Source organism: Geodermatophilus sp. URMC 63 (assembly GCF_053502565.1).
The window spans coordinates 5,293,993-5,310,946 of the sequence record NZ_CP199956.1 but is presented as its reverse complement, the minus strand read 5'-3'; the positions used below and the strand labels follow the sequence as shown (position 1 = coordinate 5,310,946).

At 75.7% G+C, this 16,954-nt stretch carries 18 protein-coding genes; 8 read left to right on the top strand and 10 right to left on the bottom strand.

The window, feature by feature from the left end; all coding sequences use genetic code 11:
* The first annotated feature begins 61 nt into the window (after window positions 1-61).
* Both ACWIZO_RS25725 and ACWIZO_RS25720 read left to right on the top strand, forming a co-directional pair.
* Window positions 62-1,231: an acyl-CoA dehydrogenase family protein gene (locus tag ACWIZO_RS25725; protein ID WP_448640412.1), complete on the top strand. Its 1,170-nt coding sequence runs from the start codon at window positions 62-64 to the stop codon at window positions 1,229-1,231.
* Window positions 1,231-2,307 (top strand): acyl-CoA dehydrogenase family protein, encoded by a 1,077-nt coding sequence (locus ACWIZO_RS25720; protein ID WP_448640411.1) that lies wholly within the window; start codon window positions 1,231-1,233, stop codon window positions 2,305-2,307. Before ACWIZO_RS25725 ends, ACWIZO_RS25720 begins: the two co-directional genes overlap by 1 nt.
* Window positions 2,308-2,473: 166 nt before the next feature.
* On the opposite strand, the gene ACWIZO_RS25715 is transcribed toward ACWIZO_RS25720, so the two are convergent.
* Entirely contained in the window at window positions 2,474-3,094 is a 621-nt protein-coding gene (locus tag ACWIZO_RS25715) for a hypothetical protein (protein WP_448640410.1), read from the bottom strand.
* A gap of 154 nt (window positions 3,095-3,248) precedes the next feature.
* On the opposite strand from ACWIZO_RS25715, the gene ACWIZO_RS25710 reads away from it, so the two are divergent.
* The 3 genes from ACWIZO_RS25710 (at window position 3,249) to ACWIZO_RS25700 (ending at window position 6,636) form a co-directional block, all read left to right on the top strand.
* Entirely contained in the window at window positions 3,249-3,527 is a 279-nt protein-coding gene (locus ACWIZO_RS25710; RefSeq protein WP_448640409.1) for a hypothetical protein, read from the top strand.
* A 96-nt stretch (window positions 3,528-3,623) separates the two neighbouring features.
* Window positions 3,624-4,358 (top strand): alanyl-tRNA editing protein, encoded by a 735-nt coding sequence (locus ACWIZO_RS25705; protein ID WP_448640408.1) that lies wholly within the window; start codon window positions 3,624-3,626, stop codon window positions 4,356-4,358.
* 61 nt (window positions 4,359-4,419) lie between these two features.
* On the top strand, window positions 4,420-6,636 hold the full coding sequence (locus ACWIZO_RS25700; RefSeq protein ID WP_448640407.1) for a hypothetical protein: 2,217 nt from the start codon (window positions 4,420-4,422) through the stop codon (window positions 6,634-6,636).
* 293 nt (window positions 6,637-6,929) lie between these two features.
* On the opposite strand, the gene ACWIZO_RS25695 is transcribed toward ACWIZO_RS25700, so the two are convergent.
* The 6 genes from ACWIZO_RS25695 to ACWIZO_RS25670 form a co-directional block, all read right to left on the bottom strand.
* Window positions 6,930-7,061, bottom strand: a complete 132-nt coding sequence (locus ACWIZO_RS25695; protein ID WP_448640406.1) for a hypothetical protein — start codon at window positions 7,059-7,061, stop codon at window positions 6,930-6,932.
* 51 nt (window positions 7,062-7,112) lie between these two features.
* Window positions 7,113-7,244 (bottom strand): hypothetical protein, encoded by a 132-nt coding sequence (locus tag ACWIZO_RS25690; RefSeq protein WP_448640405.1) that lies wholly within the window; start codon window positions 7,242-7,244, stop codon window positions 7,113-7,115.
* Between the two features lie 47 nt (window positions 7,245-7,291).
* Window positions 7,292-8,350 carry a glutathione S-transferase family protein gene (locus ACWIZO_RS25685; RefSeq protein WP_448640404.1) on the bottom strand — a complete coding sequence of 353 codons (1,059 nt, stop codon included), beginning with the start codon at window positions 8,348-8,350 and terminating at the stop codon, window positions 7,292-7,294.
* 113 nt (window positions 8,351-8,463) lie between these two features.
* A complete protein-coding gene (locus ACWIZO_RS25680; protein WP_448640403.1) occupies window positions 8,464-8,892 on the bottom strand; it encodes a DUF1810 domain-containing protein in 429 nt (142 codons plus the stop codon).
* A gap of 50 nt (window positions 8,893-8,942) precedes the next feature.
* Window positions 8,943-9,521 carry an MBL fold metallo-hydrolase gene (locus tag ACWIZO_RS25675; RefSeq protein ID WP_448640402.1) on the bottom strand — a complete coding sequence of 193 codons (579 nt, stop codon included), beginning with the start codon at window positions 9,519-9,521 and terminating at the stop codon, window positions 8,943-8,945.
* Between the two features lie 42 nt (window positions 9,522-9,563).
* Window positions 9,564-10,412, bottom strand: coding sequence for an SDR family oxidoreductase (locus ACWIZO_RS25670; protein WP_448640401.1), 849 nt, complete (start codon window positions 10,410-10,412; stop codon window positions 9,564-9,566).
* A 123-nt stretch (window positions 10,413-10,535) separates the two neighbouring features.
* Between ACWIZO_RS25670 and ACWIZO_RS25665 the strand changes: the two genes are divergently transcribed.
* Window positions 10,536-11,003, top strand: a complete 468-nt coding sequence (locus ACWIZO_RS25665; protein WP_448640400.1) for a MarR family transcriptional regulator — start codon at window positions 10,536-10,538, stop codon at window positions 11,001-11,003.
* Between the two features lie 6 nt (window positions 11,004-11,009).
* Here ACWIZO_RS25665 and ACWIZO_RS25660 read toward each other — a convergent pair whose 3' ends face one another.
* From ACWIZO_RS25660 to ACWIZO_RS25650, 3 genes are read right to left on the bottom strand one after another with little or no spacing between them, the layout of a single operon-like run.
* Window positions 11,010-11,903: an alpha/beta fold hydrolase gene (locus tag ACWIZO_RS25660; protein ID WP_448640399.1), complete on the bottom strand. Its 894-nt coding sequence runs from the start codon at window positions 11,901-11,903 to the stop codon at window positions 11,010-11,012.
* Entirely contained in the window at window positions 11,900-13,309 is a 1,410-nt protein-coding gene (locus ACWIZO_RS25655) for an FAD-binding oxidoreductase (RefSeq protein ID WP_448640398.1), read from the bottom strand. The genes ACWIZO_RS25660 and ACWIZO_RS25655 overlap by 4 nt, the downstream gene beginning before the upstream one ends.
* A gap of 41 nt (window positions 13,310-13,350) precedes the next feature.
* Complete coding sequence (locus ACWIZO_RS25650; protein WP_448640397.1) at window positions 13,351-14,685, bottom strand: MFS transporter; 1,335 nt, start codon at window positions 14,683-14,685, stop codon at window positions 13,351-13,353.
* A gap of 166 nt (window positions 14,686-14,851) precedes the next feature.
* Between ACWIZO_RS25650 and ACWIZO_RS25645 the strand changes: the two genes are divergently transcribed.
* Window positions 14,852-16,285 carry an aldehyde dehydrogenase family protein gene (locus tag ACWIZO_RS25645; RefSeq protein ID WP_448640396.1) on the top strand — a complete coding sequence of 478 codons (1,434 nt, stop codon included), beginning with the start codon at window positions 14,852-14,854 and terminating at the stop codon, window positions 16,283-16,285.
* 168 nt (window positions 16,286-16,453) lie between these two features.
* Window positions 16,454-16,900 (top strand): nuclear transport factor 2 family protein, encoded by a 447-nt coding sequence (locus ACWIZO_RS25640; protein ID WP_448640395.1) that lies wholly within the window; start codon window positions 16,454-16,456, stop codon window positions 16,898-16,900.
* Window positions 16,901-16,954: the final 54 nt, after the last annotated feature.

Genomic DNA, 16,954 nt, shown 5'->3' with positions numbered 1-16,954 from the left:
CGGGGTGACCTGTACAACCGAGGCAGGAGAACAGCCACGCCGACGTGGGGACGGACCCGGTATGACCAGCAACCAGTTGACCCTGGCGCCCGCGCCACCCTCCGAGGCCGCCGAGCAGGTCCGGCTGGAGGTACGGCAGTTCCTGGCCGAGGAGCTGGCCGCCGGGAGCTTCACCACCCACGTGGACACCTGGCTGTCCGGCGTGGACCCCGACTTCTCGAGGAAGCTCGGCGCCCGCGGCTGGCTGGGCATGACCTGGCCCAAGCAGTACGGCGGCCACGAGCGCACCGCGATGGAGCGCTACGCCGTCACCGAGGAGCTGCTGGCCGCCGGTGCTCCGGTGGCCGCGCACTGGATCGCCGACCGGCAGTCCGGACCGAACCTGCTGCGCTACGGCACCGAGGAGCAGCGCAAGGACATCCTCCCGCGCATCGCCGCCGGTGAGTGCTACTTCGTCATCGGGATGAGCGAGCCCGACAGCGGTTCGGACCTGGCCTCCATCCGCACCCGCGCGGCCCGCAACGCCGACGGAGACTGGGTCGTCAACGGCGCCAAGGTCTGGACGAGCAACGCCCACCACTCGCACTACGCGATCGTGCTCGTGCGCACCGGCCCGCCCGGCGAGGGCCCGCGCGGCAAGCACCAGGGGCTCACCCAGCTGCTCATCGACCTGTCACTGCCGGGCATCGCGATCAACCCGATCCGCATCCTCGACGGCGGCCACCACTTCAACGAGGTCGTGTTCGACGACGTCGTCGTCCCCGGCGACATGCTGCTGGGCACCGAGGGCGCCGGCTGGCACCAGGTGACCGCGGAGCTGGCCTTCGAGCGGTCCGGTCCGGAGCGGTTCCTCTCGACCTGGCCGCTGCTGGCCGAGTTCGGCCGCCGCGCCGCGGACTCCGGCGACCCGGCGCAGCTGGCCACGCTGGGCCGGCTGTCGTCACGGGCGCTGGCGCTGCGCCAGCTGTCGCTGCGCATCGCCGCGGCCCTGGACCGCGGCGAGCTGCCCGACATCCCGGCGGCGCTGGTCAAGGACGTGGGGACGACGTTCGAGCAGGACGTCGTCGACGAGGTGCGCCGGGTGGCCGACGTCCCCGCGTCGCTGGACAGCCCCGACCCGCTGGGCCGGGCGCTGGCCGAGGCGCAGCTGCACGCACCGGGCTACACGCTGCGGGGCGGGACCAACGAGATCCTGCGCGGGATCGTGGCGCGAGGGCTGGGGCTGCGCTGATGGCATCCGACCAGGACCTGGTGGTCGAGACCGTCCGGGAGATCCTCGCCGGGCACGAGCCGTTCGTGCTCACCGCCGAGCAGCCGTGGGACGCGGGCCTGTGGGCCGACCTGGCCGAGGCCGGGCTGACCGGGGTGGGGCTGCCCGAGGAGGCCGGCGGCTCCGGCGGTGAGCTCGCCGACGCCGTCGCCGTCGTCCGCACCCTCGCGGCCGGCGCCGGGGCGGTGCCGGTGGCCGAGCAGCTGCTCGTGGCCGCACCCGCGCTGCTGGTCGGCGACCTCGACCTGCCCTCGCCGGAGGAGCCGCTGACCGTCGCGGTCGACGGCGCGCTCACCGCCGAGCCGTCCGACGACGGCGACGGCCCGGGCCGGTTCACCCTCACCGGCACGGCCGTCGACGTCCCGTGGGCCGGTGTGGCCCGGCACGTCGCCGTGCTGGCCCGGCCGCCCGCGGGCATCGAGGGCGAGGTGCTCGCCGTCGTGGACGCCGCCGACCTGGCGGCCTCGCGCGCGGTCAACCTGGCCGGCGAGCCGCGGGGGTCGCTGGTGCTCGACGGCGTCGGCGTGCCCGGGGCGCTGCTGAGCCCGGCGCAGGCCGGGCTGGTGCGCGCCCGCTACGCGCTGGCGCGGGCGCTGCAGATCTCCGCCGCCCTCGAGCAGGTGCTGGCCTGGACGGTGCAGTACGCCGGCGAGCGCGTGCAGTTCGGCCGGCCGCTGGGCAGGTTCCAGGCCATCCAGCTGGAGCTGGCGCAGATGGCCGGCGAGGTCACCGCGACCGCGGCGCTGGTCGACGCGGCCGTCCAGGCGCTCGACCGCGGGGAGGACACCGCGGTCCTGGCCGCCGCGGCGGCCAAGGTGCGCGCCGGTGCCGCCGTCGAGGTGGTGGCCAAGCTCGCCCACCAGGTGCACGGCGCGATCGGCTTCACCCAGGAGCACCGGCTGCACCACCTCACCCGCCGCTGCTGGTCCTGGCGGGACGAGGGCGGCAGCGAGCTGGTGTGGTCGCGGGCGCTGGGTGCCGGCCTGCTCGCCGGCGGGGGCGACGACCTCTGGCCGGCGCTGACCCGCGTCGTCTGATCACAGGACCGCGTCCTCATCCCTCGCAGGCTCGGGACGAGCCTCGGGACGGGGCCGCCGGCCCTCCACCGCTCGCACGCTCGCGGCGGGCCCCTGCAGGGAGGGCGTCCCGGCACGTCACCGCCTCCTCCGCCTCCCGCGTCCGGGAGGCGGAGGAGGGCCGCCCTCAGACCGTCTCGGGCACCCGCAGGTGCGCGAGCACCAGCTCGAACTCCTCGGTGTCGGTGATCGCGATCCGCATGAGCCGGGCGAAGTCGTCGCGGCTGGCGCGGGCGTGCATCCGGCTGGCCTCCATGCACTCTCGGTCCTCGAACGTGACCGCGGAGGCGGCCATGCCCTGCGCGCCGTCGACCATCAGGCTCACGCTGCAGAAACCCGAGTAGTTCTCCATCCGCGGCACCATGACGGCGCGGTAGGCGTCGAGGACCCGGTCCACGTCGGCGGGGTCGCACCGGAACCAGGTCACCCGCGTGCTCGCGCCCGACGGCGACTCCGAGCGCCGGTGCATGACCGCGACCTCCCACTCCTGCACCTGGAGCTGACCGTCGAAGACCTCCGCGGCCCGGTCGCGGATGCCGCGCACACCCTCGGCGCTGGACCGCATGGCGTCGGCGTCGTGCCACGACGAGGTGATGATGCTCCGGCCGGTGTCCCGGTCGGCCAGCATCGACAGCCCCACGCAGCCCGGCATCTCGGTGACGACGGGCATGACCTCGTCGCAGACGTAGGCGATGCCGTCGTCGATCCTCGCGGGCGTGCCGTTGATGGTGGTCGAACGTGCGTACATCCCGTTCCTCCCTCGGGACGGCGGCGCCCACGCGGCACCGTCGCGCCAGACAGCGTCCTCGTGACGGCTCGCCGGGGGAAGGGCGCACGCACCACCTGCCGGTACCGGAGGGCATGGGAACCGCCCTCGTCCTCGTGCACGACGCCGACCCCTCGTGCGACACCGGCTGGTCGGCAGCCTGCGCCCGGCGCTGGAGGCGCCGGCCGGCGAGCACGGCTTCCTCGACGTCGAGACCGCCGACCCCTCCCTCGTGCCGGCCGGGCCGTGGTTCGAGCACCACGGCGACCGGTGCACCGTGCCGCCGGGCGGGGTGGAGGTGACCCGCACCGACCGGGCGGTGCAGGCGTTCACCCACGGCCGGCACCCGGGCGTGCAGTTCCACCCGGAGGTCGACCCGGGCGCCTTCCCGGCGTGGGAGGAGGCTGGGAGCTGACCGGCCCGCCGCCGGAGGCCGCCGCGCTGGTGACCACCCGACCGGCGGCCCGACCCGGGGTCCCGCCACGACCCCCGGCGGAGCAGCATGCGGGTCGTGAGCAGTGACGCGCACGGCCACACCCGCCGCCTCGACCTCGCCGACGCCACCGTCCGCGAGTGGGACGCGACCGTGGTGGCAGCCGACCCCGAGCAGGGCATCGTGCTGGACCGCTCGGCCTTCTACCCGGGAGGCGGAGGTCAGCCGCCGGACGAGGGCGTGCTGCTGTGGGGCGGGGTGCGCACCCGCATCGCCGGGACGCGCAGGGGTGACGAGCTGTACCTCGTCCCGGTCGAGGGCGACCCGCTGCCGCCGCCGGGCACCGCCGTCCGCGGGGCCCTCGACGACGAGCGGCGCACCGCACTGATGCGCACGCACTCGGGGCTGCACGTCCTCACCGGCGTCGTCCTCCGGGACTTCGGCGCGAAGGTCACCGGCGGCAACATGGAGCCCCTGGTCGCCCGCATGGACTTCGACCTCGCCGAGGTGCCGCCCGACTTCAAGGACCGGGTGGCCGAGGCCGTCAACGCCGAGATCGCCGCCGACCGGCCGATCGAGGTGCGGACGCTCCCGCGCGAGGAGGCCTACGCCATCCCCGACCTCATCCGGACGGCGACGGACCTGCTGCCACCCGACATCGAGCGGGTGCGGATCGTCGACATCGTCGGCCTCGACCTGCAGGCCGACGGTGGGACGCACGTGGCCTCGACGGCGATGGTCGGCCGCGTCGAGGTGGTCAAGATGGAGAACAAGGGCCGTGGTTTCCGCCGATTGCGGGTGCGCCTGGTCTGACCGGGTCCAGACGTTTCAGTTTCGCTGGGCGTGGCGGCCGTCTCCGCCCTAGCCTGGGTCCGTGCACGGGAGGAACTCGGCACGGCCGGCCGCGCAGCGCGCGGTGGATTCCTCCTGGCTGCACCGGATCCTCCTGCTCGCCGGCCTGGTGACCTGCCTGTATGCCGTCCTCCTGGTCGTCTCCGGGGCCGCTCGCGCCGACGACGGCCCGCTGGGCGCGGTCGGCGGGGTGGTCGACGCCGGCTCCGCTCCTGCCCCGGACGTCGACCCGGCCGAGGTGGTCGCGTCGACGACGACGGTCCCCGCAGCCCCAGCCGTCGTGACGGAGTCGCCGGCCGACGCGGTCGACCCTGTCGCCGACGTCATCGAGCCGGTGGCCGAGGTGGTGACCCCGGTCGCCCCGCCGGTGGCCGAGGTGGTGCCCCCGGTCGCCCCGCCGGTGGCCGAGGTGGTGCCCCCGGTCGCCCCGCCGGTGGCCGAGGTGGTGCCCCCGGTCGCCCCGCCGGTGGCCGAGGTCCCCGAGCCCGCGGTCGAGCCGGTGACCGAGGTGGTCGAGCCGGTGACTGAGGTCCCTGAGCCTGCGCTCCAGCCGGCGCCTCCCGTTGCCGAGCCGGTGACGGAGGTCGCTGAGCCCGTGGTGGAGCCGGTGACCGAGGTGACCGAGCCGGTGACCGAGCCCGCTGAGCCCGTGGCTGAGCCGGTGCCTGAGGTCGTTGAACCGGTGACGGAGGTCGCTGAGCCGGTGACCGAGGTGACCGAGCCCGTGACTGAGGTCGTCGGGCCGGTGACCGAGGTGACCGAGCCGGTGACCGAGGTGACCGAGCCGGTGACCGAGGTCGTCGAACCGGTGGTCGAGCCGTCGACCGAGGGTGTCCAGCCGGTGGTCGAGCCCGTGGTCGAGCCCGTGGTCGAGCCGGTGGCCGAGGTGGTCGACCCGGTGACCGAGGGCGCCGATCCTGTGCTCGAGCCGGCGCTCCCCGTCGCCGAGCCGCTGACTGGGGTTGTCGAGCCGGTGGTCGAGGTCACCGAGCCCGTGGCTGAGCCGGTGAGCGAGGTGGTCGAGCCGGTCGCCGAGCCCGTCGTCGAGCCGGTGACCGAGGCTGCCGAGCCCGTGGTCGAGCCGGTGACGGAGCCGGTGGCTGAGGTCGTCGAGCCGGTGAGGCCGGTGGCCGGACCTGCGGTGGAGCCCGTGGTCGAGCCGGCGACTGAGGTCGTCGAGCCGGTGAGCCCGGTGGTCGAGCCCGTCATCGAGCCGTCGACTCCTGTCACCGAGCCGGTGACAGGAGGGGGTGAGCCGGTGACCGAGGTCGTCGGACCGGTGTCTGGCCCTCCCATCGGAGGCGTCCAGCCGGTTACCGAGCCGGTGGCTGAGGTCGTGACCTCGGTGATCGAGCCGGTGACCGACGTGGTCAGTCCCATCACCGAGCCAGTGGCTGAGGTGGCAGACCCGGTCGCCGAGCCGGTGGCGGAGGTCGTCCCCGATCGCGACGCTGCGGGGCCGGTCGTCGACACGGTGGTCCCGGAGGCCGACGTCGTGCCCGAGTCGGAGACGGACACCCCGGCTCCAGCGACCGAGTCGGCAGCAGAGGTCGAGCCCACGGTGCTCGAGGCCGTGCAGCCGGTCGAGCAGCCGGTGGCGGAGGAGTCGGTGGCCGAGGAGTCCGCAGCCGAGGAGCCGGTGGTCGCGGAGCCGGTGGTCGCGGAGCCGGTGGTCGCGGAGCCGGCGGCCGAGGAGTCGGTGGCCGAGGAGCCGGCGGCCGAGGAGGTGGCCGCCGAGGTGGCCGAGGAGACCTCTTCCTCCGCGCCCGTCGTCGCGACCACGCCGACGGCCGTCCCCGCCACCCAGCCCGCGGTCGTGCAGGCGACCCCGACGGCCACGCCGGGGCTCGCGGCGGTCGGCATCGGCGCCCCGTGTGCCGGGGCGACCGTCCCCGTCCTCCCGGCCGTCGAGGCCGCCGCGGTCGAGCTGCTGCACCACGAGACCGGCCGGACCGGCAGGACCGGCGTCCGAGCTCCCGCTCCGTCCGCTGCGCCGCCGGCCGCCGCCGCACCGCCGCTACCGGCACCCGTGCCTCCCGGCCCGACGCCGACACCCGCTGCGCCGGTTCCGACCGGCCCGCCCACGCTCACCTCGTCGTCGTCGACGCCGCTCGCGGCTCTCGCCGCGGTCTTCGACTACGGCCTGCCGCGCTCCGCTGCGGGCGCGGTCCTCGTCGGGGCGCCGGTCCACGACCCGGTGGGCCCCACGCTGTCCGACCCCGGGTTCTCCCCCGACTGACCTCCCCCCGGCGTGCACGCGGCCGTCGCGGAGGGAGCGCACCGTCCACTCCCCGCATCCCGGTCGGTGGTGCACGCCTCCCTGGCGTGACCTCGACCCGGCCTCGGCTGGGCCGGGGCCACCGGGCGGGGAGGTATCGGGGATGGGGGTACCAGGCGCTGTGGCCACTGCCGCGCGGGGACCCCTGACCTCCCGGCCCATCCGAGAGGACGACGGGGGCGGCGCTCCTGACACGGCGCCGCCTCCGTCGTCCGGCTCCGCACCCGACGCGCGGGAGACCGGGCGCGGTGCCGTCAGCGGCGCCGGAGCCACGGCGGCCGCACCACCGAGGCGGGCGTCGCCGGCGCGAACGAGCCCTGCCGCGCGGCCACGGTCACCGTCGCGGCGAACACCACGAGCAGCAGCCAGGCCGGACTCAGCGGCACGAGCCCGCGCCCCACGCCGACCAGGCAGCGGAACACACGGTGGTACGCCGCTCAGTGCGCCCCGATGACGAGGGAGCCGACCAGGAACGTCAGGTACTCGAAGCGGTCGTCGGCCAGCGACCGCAGCACGGCCCCGCTGGTGTCGCCGTCGGGCGCCGGCAGGGTGATCGCGATCGCGACCACGGCGTCGGAGGAGGTGAGCCGCTCGGCGGCCCTGCAGGAGGGCCCTCTCAGTGCTGCCGCTCCTCGTCGGGTCGGTGGCCGATGCCGCCGGGCCCGTGCGAGGCGGGCACCTCCTCACCCGGTGCCACCGGTCCGGGCGGGGTGCCGTCGCCGAACGGGGAACCGCCGAGCCCCTCGCGGCCGTGCGGGGTCAGCCAGGCCGAGGTGTCCGGGCCCATCGGGATGACCTGCGTCGGGTTGATGTCGGCGTGGACGACGTAGTAGTGCTCCTTGATCTGCGGGAAATCGGTGGTGTCGCCGAACCCCGGCGTCTGGAACAGGTCGCGCGCATAGCCCCACAGCGCCGGCATCTCGGTCAGCTTCTGCCGGTTGCACTTGAAGTGGCCGTGGTAGACGGCGTCGAAGCGGGCCAGCGTGGTGAACAGCCGGACGTCGGCCTCGGTGATCGTGTCGCCCATGAGGAACCGCCGCGTCGACAAGCGCTCCTCCAGCCAGTCCAGCGCCGTCCACAGCCGCTCGTAGGCCTGGTCGTAGGCGCGCTGGGAGCCGGCGAAGCCGCACCGGTACACCCCGTTGTTGACCTCGGTGTACACGCGCTGCATGACCTCGTCCATCTCGTCCCGCAGGTGCCCGGGGTAGAGGTCGGGGGCGCCGTCGCGGTGGTGCGCCGTCCACTGGGTGGAGAAGTCGAGGGTCATCTGCATGAAGTCGTTGGTGACGACGGCCTTCGTCGGGACGTCGATCATCGCCGGCACGGTGATGCCCCGCGGGTACTGCGGGTCGCGGGCGAGGAAGGCCTCCTGCAGCCGCTCGTAGCCGAGCACCGGGTCACGGCCGCCGGGGTCGAGGTCGAAGGTCCAGCTGCGCTCGTCGTGGGTGGGCCCGCAGATGCCCATCGAGAGCACCGGCTCCAGGCCGAGCAGACGCCGCACGATCGCCGCGCGGTTGGCCCACGGGCAGGCGCGGGCGATGACCAGCCGGTACCGGTCGGCCTCGACCGGCCAGGGGCTCGACCCGTCGGCGGTGATCCGGTCGGTGATGTAGTTGGTGTCGCGGCTGTACTCCCGGCCGCCGGTGACGTACCCGGATCCCTTGTCGTCGCTCACGGTGGTCAGCCTCGCCGACACCGACCGCCGCCGCGCGCCGGGCAGGGTGTCCGCCCGCGCACCGTCGTGCTCTGCCCACACCTGTGGGCAGAGCACGACGGTGCGCGGGGGACCTACAGCCGGGACGTCGTCGCGTCGTCCTCCGCGCCGCCGAAGTACTGCTGGAGAACGGCGCGGAACACCGGCTCGTCCGGGTCGGCGTGCGCGAACAGCGTCATCGACGAGCGGAGCTTCAGCGCGTCCACCGGGCCGAGGACCGGCACCGGGTCGGACCCGGGCAGCCCGGTCAGCGCCCGGGCGCTCTCGAGCAGGCGCGGGCCGAGCACCGGGTGCGCGAGGTAGGCGCGGGCCTCGTCCAGGTCGCGGATCGCGTAGTGCTGGGCGGTGGCGCTGCGGCCGAGCCCGGCGACCTGCGGGAAGACGAACCACATCCAGTGGCTGCTCTTGCGCCCCGCCCGCAACTCCGCGAGGGCGCGGTCGTAGGTGCCGGACTGGGCGTCGACGAAGCGCTGCAGGTCGGGGGTCACCAGGTCGGGGGTCACCCGGTCAGCATGCGGGCCGGCGGCCACCGCGGCGTCCCCGACCGGCCGGGTCAGCGGGGCGTGCCGGCTCCCGGGCGGAACGCCGGGCCGTGACCGGGGACGACGAGGGTGGCGGTCTCCAGCACCCGCTCCCGCTGGCGGCGCAGCTCGTCGCGGTCAGGGGCGTAGGGGTCGTCGGCGGGACCCTCGCCGGTCCACCACAGGTGGGTGAGCGCGACGACGTCGTCGGCCGTGCCCACCAGCGTCGTGACGTCCTGCGGGGTGTGCCCCGGCGTGGCCAGCAGCCGCACCGACGGGGTGATCTCGACCCCGTCGGCGGCCCGCCGGGTGAACACGTCCCCCTCGATGACCGACTGGAAGTCGTGCACCGGGACCACCGGGAACAGCGCCACGTTGAGCGTGTGGTCGAGGTGGTGGTGGCTGAGGACGACGTCGGTGACGTCCTCGGGCGCGACGCCGAGCTCGCGCAGCGGCCGCAGGATCAGCTCCCGGTCGGCCACCATGCCGGGGTCGACGACGACCACCCGGCCGGCGTCGCGGACCAGGCTCACCGTGCCGGCGACGTGGGGCAGCCGGGCGTAGCCCTCGACGAGGACGTCGAGGCGGGCGGTGCGGGAGAGGTCGGCCACGCACGGGACCGTAACCGGGAGGACGGCCCGCCGGCGCGCCGATCAGGACCAGGCGTGGGCGTGGGCCTCGGCGAACTGGCGCAGGGTCGTGGGGGAGCGGCCGAGCAGCCGTCCCAGGTCGCCGCTGGTCCGATCGGCCAGCCGCAGCCGCGTGGCCGTGTGGAGGACGGTCATGACGGCGGCCGGCCCGGCCGGGGTGCCCGTGCGACGCGCGTGCCGCAGGAAGGCGAGGGCGCCGGGGTGCCGGTAGACCACCGGCCGGCCGAGCACGGCCGACAGCGTGGCGGCGACCTCGGACCAGGTGGGCGCCTCCGAGCCGGTCAGCTCGTAGGCGAGGCCCTCGTGACCGGGGCCGGTCAGCGTCAGCACCGCGACCTCGGCGAGGTCCCCGACGTCGACGACGGCGGTGCGCCCCTCACCGGCCGGCACCGTGATCTCCGAGCGGTCGCGGATCTCGGCCCGGTGCACGGTGAGCAGGTTGGACAGGAGGTACGCCGGCCGCAGGTGCGTCCAGCTCAGGCCGGTCGCCTCCACCCGCCGCTCGAGCGCCCGGTGCGGCAGCAGCGGGTTGCGGTCGGCGCCCTGCACCGACAGCAGCACCACGTGCTCCACGCCCGCGGCGACGACGGCGTCGAGGAACGGCTGCAGCCGCGCGGCCCGCGCCACGTCGGGTGGGCGCAGCAGGAACAGCCGCCGGACGCCGGCGAGGGTCGCCGGCCAGGTCGCGGGGTCCTCCAGGTCCAGCCGGGCCACCGGCACGCCGGGCGGCAGGACGGCGGCCGCCCGCAGCGGATGGCGTGCGCCGGCCCGGACGGCGAAGCGCCGCCTGGCCAGGCGGCGCACGACCTCGCTGCCGACGGTGCCGCTGGCGCCGACCACGAGGACGGTCACCGCTCGCCCGGGAGGACCACTGGTGTGTCCGGCCGCCCGCGGCCCGCCACCCCGTCCATCACGCCGTCCCTCCCTCGCCGTCAGGCCCCCTGACAGGACGAGGGTGTCAGCTAGCCTGGCGGCGTGCAGAGGGGAGAGCCGCCCCTGGCCGCCCTGCTGGAGCCGCCCCTGGCCGCCCTGCTGCTGATGGCCAGCCGTCAGCTCGACGCGGTCCTGCGCGAGGAGCTGGTGGCGCACGGCTGGCCGCGCCTGTCGGGTGCGCAGTCGCTGGTCTTCGCCTTCCTCGACGCCGACGGCACGCCGCCCGCCGAGCTGGCCCGCCGGCTGGGCAGCACGCGGCAGGCCGCGCAGGACCTGGTGGCCGGGCTGGTGCGGCTCGGGCTGCTCGAGGTGGCCGCCGACCCGTCGCGCCGGCGCGGCCGGCTGGTGCGCCGCACCGCCACCGGACGCAAGCTCACCGCCGACGCCGGCACCGTGCTGGCCGGGCTCGAGACGGCGATGGGGGAGCGGGGAGCCGCGCTGCGCCGCCTGCTCGCCGCGCCCCTGGACCTCCCGTCCCCCCGGCCGGCCGCGGGTGCGGCCACCGGCTGAGCCGGCTCAGCCGGTGGCCGCCAGCGACCGGCGCAGTGCCCGGGCCGAGGCCGCTGCCCCCGAGGTGCTCATCACGACGCCCGCGTGGTCGTGGCCGGCCAGCAGCTCGGCTGTCAGCAGGCCGCCGGACGCCGCCACCACCGCGGCCACCTCGTCGTCGGTGTAGGCCGGCGTCGACCCGGCGCCGACGCTCCACTCGGCGTACAGCAGCCGCGTGGGCACCGACAGCCGGGCCAGCGCGTCGGCGGCGGCGTCGGTGAGGAAGACGTCGGCGGCGTCGTCGACCAGCGCCCGGCCGTCCAGCCGCACCCGGCCGCCGTCGCGGCCCCGGTCCAGGTCGTGCGCCAGGCAGGTGGCCAGGTGCGGGTCGGCGGGGTCGAGCAGCGGCGCGGTGTTCGCGACGACGACGTCGACGTAGCCCGCCAGGTCGGGCCAGTCGGTGCCCAGCCGGGCGATCCGGTCGGCGACGGCCGCCTCCAGCTGCTCGCGGCTCGTGGGCCGGCGCACCATCGGTGGCCCGCCGTCGAGCAGCGTCAGGCTGCGCACCCGCTCCGGTGCGGTGGCCGCGAGCTGCACGGCGACGAAGCCGCCCAGCGACATGCCGAGGACGTCGACGGCCTCCAGCCCGAGCGCGTCGAGCACGGCGAGCTGGTCGGCGACGTGCCCGGCGAGGGTGGAGGCGTCCGACCGCGGGTCCGACCGCCCCCGGCCGCTGAGGTCGGCGGCGACCAGGTCGACGTCGGGGTCCTCGGCGAGCAGCCAGGTCCACAGCCGCGAGGTGCTGCTGATGCCGTGGACCGCCAGCACCGGCCGCGTGCCGCCGGGCCGGCGCCACGCGTGCACGACCCGGCCCCGGGGGCGGGTGACCTCGACGTGCTCGGAGAAGTCGTCGGCGCTCACGCCGGCACCCCGTCGGGGAACACCTTCCCGGGGTTGAGGATGCCGTGCGGGTCGAGCGCGGCCTTGACCGCGCGCTGCATCGCCACGACCTCGGGCGACAGCTCGATCGCCAGCCCGTCCCGCTTGAGCAGGCCGACGCCGTGCTCGCCGGTCACCGTCCCGCCCAGCGCCACGGCGTCGCGCATGATCTCGCCGAACGCGACCTGCGCCCGGGCCCGCGCCTCGGCGTCGCCGGGCGGGGTGATGAGCAGCGGGTGCAGGTTGCCGTCGCCGGCGTGCGCGATGTTGGCGATGAGCACGTCGTTGCGGACGGCGGCGGCCTCGATGCGGGCGAGCATCTCCGGGACGGCGGCCTTGGGCACGCACACGTCCTCGGTCAGCAGCGGGCCCAGCCGCTCCAACGCCGGGTAGGCCAGCCGGCGCGCGGCGAACAGCGCCTCGGCCTCGGCCGGGTCGGTGGACGCCGCGGCCCACGTGGCCCCGCCGAGCTCGAAGCTGCGCAGCATCGCGTCGGCCTCGGCATCGCCGGCCGGCCCGGGTGCGTCGGTGCGGCCGAGCAGCACCACGGCGGCGTCGACCGACAAGCCCATGTTCTTCCACTCGTCGACGGCGGCCAGGCAGTGCCGGTCGACCAGCTCCAGCGCCGAGGGCGTCACCCCCGCCGCGCCGAGCGCCTCGACCGCGCGGCCGGCGTCGACCACGGAGTCGAAGTAGCCGACGACGGTGCGCTCGGGTGCCCGCGCCGGGCGCAGCCGCACCGTCACCTCGGTGACCACGCCCAGGGTGCCCTCCGAGCCGACCACCAGCCCGACCATGTCGTAGCCGACGACGCCCTTGGCGGTCCGGCGGCCGAGCCGCACGACCTCGCCGAGGCCGTTGACCACCTCGAGCTCGAGCACGTAGTCGCGGGTGACGCCGTACTTCACGCAGCACACGCCGCCGGCGTTGGTGGCGACGTTGCCGCCGATGGTCGACCACGGGGAGCTGGCCGGGTCGGGCGGGTACCAGAGACCCCGCTCGGCACAGGCGGCGCGCAGGTCGTCGTTGACCACGCCGGGCTGCACGACGGCGTAGCGCTCGACGGGGTCGATCGCGACGATCGCCCGCATGTGCTCGGTGGAGAGCACGACGCAGCCGTCGACGGCGTTGGCGCCGCCGGACAGCCCGGTGCCGGCGCCGCGGGGGACCAGCGGCGTCCGGTGCTCCAGGCAGGCCCGGACGACGGCCTGCACCTCGGCGGTGGACCGGGGCCGGACCACGGCCGCCGGGGTCCCGTGCGGCGCCCACTCCGCCTCGTCGTGCACGAAGGAGCCGACGACGTCGCCGTCGGTCAGCACGCGGTCGGCGGGCAGTGCGTCGAGCAGCGCGGCGACGACGCCGGACCGCAGCGCGGGAGCCTGTGTCACGGGCCCCAGTGAAGCACCGCGACCGGGTCGGGCACCGGCGCTCAGCCGAGCACCGTGTCGCGTTCGCCCGCCGCCGCAGGTGCCCGGCGCCGCGACAGCAGCAGCGCCCCGGCGGCGGCGAGCAGCATGGCGACGCCGACCAGCCACAGCGCCGGGCGGATGCTGCCGGTGGCGTCGGAGATCCACCCGGTGATGTACGGGGCGGCGAAGCCCGCGGTGTTGCCCAGCGAGTTGATCAGCGCGATGCCCGTGGCCGCCCCGGCGCCGGCGAGGAACAGCGGCGGGAAGTGCCAGAACACCGGCAGCGCGCAGCAGATGCCGACTGCCGTCAGCGTGATGACGGCCATGACGGTGAACGGCGAGTCGAGGTAGAGCGCCACCGGGATGGTCACCCCGCCCAGCGCCGCGGGCAGCGCCAGGTGCCAGCGGCGTTCGTCGGTGCGGTCGGAGTGTCGGCTCCACAGCACCATCGCCACGGCCCCGGCCAGGAAGGGCACCGCGACGATCGCCCCGGTCTCGAAGATCGTGTACTCGGCGTCGAAGCGCTCGGCGAAGCCGGCCACCACGGTGGGCAGGAAGAAGGAGACGGCGTAGAGGCCGTAGACGACGCCGAAGTAGACCAGGCCCAGCCCGACCACCCGCACGTTGGCCATGGCCCGCCAGGGCGAGGCCTCCCGCGGCCCGGACGTCTCGCCCTCGGCGGCGATCGTCCGGGCCAGCCAGCCGCGCTCGTCGGCGGTGAGCCAGCGAGCGTCCTCGGGGCGGTCGGTCAGGTAGAACCAGCAGGCGACGCCGAGCAGCAGCGCGGGCAGCCCCTCGACGAGGAACATCACCCGCCAGCCGGCCAGGCCGAACAGCCCGTCGCCGTACTGGATGACCGCGCCCGACAGCGGCGCACCGAGCGCCGAGGAGAGCGGGACGGCGACCAGGAAGGCGCCGATCAGCTGCACCCGCTGGGCGCGCGGCAGCCACCAGGTCAGGTAGAGCAGCACGCCCGGGAAGAAGCCGGCCTCGGCGATGCCGAGCAGCACCCGCAGCGCGTAGAGCCAGCCGGCCGACTGCACGAAGGCCATCGCGCCGGCGACGACGCCCCAGCTCACCATGATCCGGGCGATCCACCGGCGGGCGCCGAAGCGGTGCAGCGCCAGGTTGCTCGGCACCTCGAAGAACAGGTAGCCGATGAAGAACAGCCCCGAGGCCAGGCCGAACATCGTCTCGGTGAGCCCGAGGTCCTCGCTCATCGTGAGCTTGGCGAAGCCGATGTTGGTGCGGTCGAGGTAGTTGACGAAGTACAGCAGCCCGAGGAAGGGGACCAGCCGCCACGCGACCTTGCGCAGCGCGCTCCTCCCGACCGGGTCGGCGACGGGGTGGGCCACGGCTCCTCCAGGCGACGTCCGTGCAGGTGTCCGGGTCACGGTAGAGAGCCGCGCCCGCGTGCCAGGACGGCGTCCTCACGGGCCCGCGGTGGACGGACCGGCGCCTCGTCCCCGGCCCCGCCGTCCGCGACGCTCGGGACGGTTCCCATCTCCTGAGGAGGCGCGCATGTCCACCCCCTACTGGGTCGCCGGCCGGCCGGCCACCGGCACCGAGGTGCTCGAGGTCCGCTCGCCGCACGACGGCGCCCTCGCCGGGACGACCACGACCGCCACCACCGAGGACGTCGAGGCCGCGGTCGCCGCCGCCGACGCCGTCCGCGCCGAGTACGCCGCGACCCCTGCGCACGTGCGCGCCGCCGCCCTGGACCACGTGTCCCGCCGGCTGGCCGAGCGCGGCGAGGAGGTGGCCGCGCTCATCACCGCCGAGTCCGGCAAGCCGCTGAAGTGGGCCCGCCTGGAGGTGACCCGCGCCGTCTCGACGTTCCGCTGGGGCGCGGAGGAGGCGCGGCGCTGGTCGGGCAGCCTGCAGCGGCTGGACACCGACCCGGCCGCCACCGGCCGCCTGGCGCTGGTGCGGCGGGTCCCGCGCGGCCCGGTGCTGGGCATCGCGCCGTTCAACTTCCCGCTGAACCTGGTGGCCCACAAGGTAGCCCCGGCGATCGCCGTCGGTGCCCCGATCGTGCTCAAGCCCGCCCCGGCCACGCCGCTGTCGGCGCTGCTGCTCGGCGAGGTGCTGGCCGAGACCGACCTGCCGGCCGGCGCCTGGTCGGTGCTGCCGGTGCCCAACGAGGTGGCCGCGCAGCTGGTGCAGGACCCGCGCCTGCCGGTCGTCTCCTTCACCGGGTCGGTGCCGGTCGGCTGGTCGATCCGGGAGTCGGCGCCGCGCAAGCACGTCACCCTCGAGCTCGGCGGCAACGCCGCGGCCGTCGTGGCCCCCGACCAGGACGACGCCGCGCTGGACTGGGCGGCCTCGCGCATCGCCACCTTCGCGATGTACCAGGCCGGGCAGTCGTGCATCTCGGTGCAGCGGGTCCTCGCCCACCGCGCGGTCGCCCAGCAGCTCACCGACCGCGTCGTCGAGGCCGTCGGCAAGCTGGTCACCGGCGACCCCACCGACGACGCCACCGACGTGGGTCCGCTGATCGACGAGGCCGCCGCCCGCCGGGTGGAGGGCTGGGTCGCCGACGCCGTGGCCGCGGGCGCGCGGGTCCTCACCGGCGGCACCCGCGACGGCGCCTCCTACGCGCCCACCGTGCTCACCGACGTCCCGGCCGACGCGAAGGTCTCCTGCGAGGAGGTCTTCGGCCCGGTCGTCGTCCTGGACACCGTCGACTCGGTCGACGAGGCCTTCGCCCGCGTGAACGACAGCCGGTTCGGGCTGCAGGCCGGCGTCTTCACCCGCGACCTGCAGGTGGCCTTCCGCGCCGCGCAGGTGCTCGAGGTCGGGGGAGTGGTGGTCGGCGACGTCCCGAGCTTCCGCGCCGACCAGATGCCCTACGGCGGGGTGAAGGACTCCGGGACCGGCCGCGAGGGCGTGCACGCGGCGATGGAGGACCTCACCGAGGAGCGCGTGCTCGTCCTCACCGGCATCGCCGTCTAGGACCCGGCATCGCCGTCCAGGACCCCGGCCGCCCCTGACGACCTCGGGGCGGCCGGGACGCAGCGAGGCCCCCGGTCCGGATCGGACCGGGGGCCTCGCTCCGTCGTGCACCGGGTCCGCGCACCGGGAGCCCTGGCGGCCGAGCCGGGGGGAGGTCACCCTGGGGCGATGGCTGCCACCACGACCTTCGACGTCGAGCGCCTGCTGCGGCTGTGGTCCGACCCGCTGCCCGACGGGCCCGCGGCCGAGGACGCCTTCCGCGCCGTCTACACCGACCCGGTCACCGTCAACGGCCGGGAGCTCACCGCCGCCGACCTGGTCGCCCGCGCCCGCGCGGTGCAGGGCACCTTCGCGCAGGTCCGGCGGGAGGTGGTCGCCGTCGTCGAGGACGGCGACCGGGTCGCCGTCGCCTTCCGGATGGGCGGCCGGCAGGTCGGCACCTACGAGTCCTCCGCGGGGCCGCTGCCGCCGACCGGCCGGGAGTTGGAGCTCCGGGTGATCGACGTGCTCACCCTCACAGGGGGCCGGATCAGCGAGATCGTCATGGTCGCCGACGAGCTGGGTGCGCTCGTCGCGCTCGACGCCGTCCGGCTGGTCCCCGCCGACGCCCCGTGATCACGGCGCCGTGACCACCGTCCGCGGTCCCGCGGTGGTCACGGCGCCCTGATC

Bases quoted from the DNA above. Each gene is read 5' to 3' on its own strand.
- ACWIZO_RS25725 (WP_448640412.1), top strand. From the start codon at position 62: ATGACCAGCAACCAGTTGACCCTGGCGCCCGCGCCACCCTCCGAGGCC.
- ACWIZO_RS25720 (WP_448640411.1), top strand. From the start codon at position 1,231: ATGGCATCCGACCAGGACCTGGTGGTCGAGACCGTCCGGGAGATCCTC.
- ACWIZO_RS25715 (WP_448640410.1), bottom strand. From the start codon at position 3,094: ATGTACGCACGTTCGACCACCATCAACGGCACGCCCGCGAGGATCGAC.
- ACWIZO_RS25645 (WP_448640396.1), top strand. From the start codon at position 14,852: ATGTCCACCCCCTACTGGGTCGCCGGCCGGCCGGCCACCGGCACCGAG.
- ACWIZO_RS25640 (WP_448640395.1), top strand. From the start codon at position 16,454: ATGGCTGCCACCACGACCTTCGACGTCGAGCGCCTGCTGCGGCTGTGG.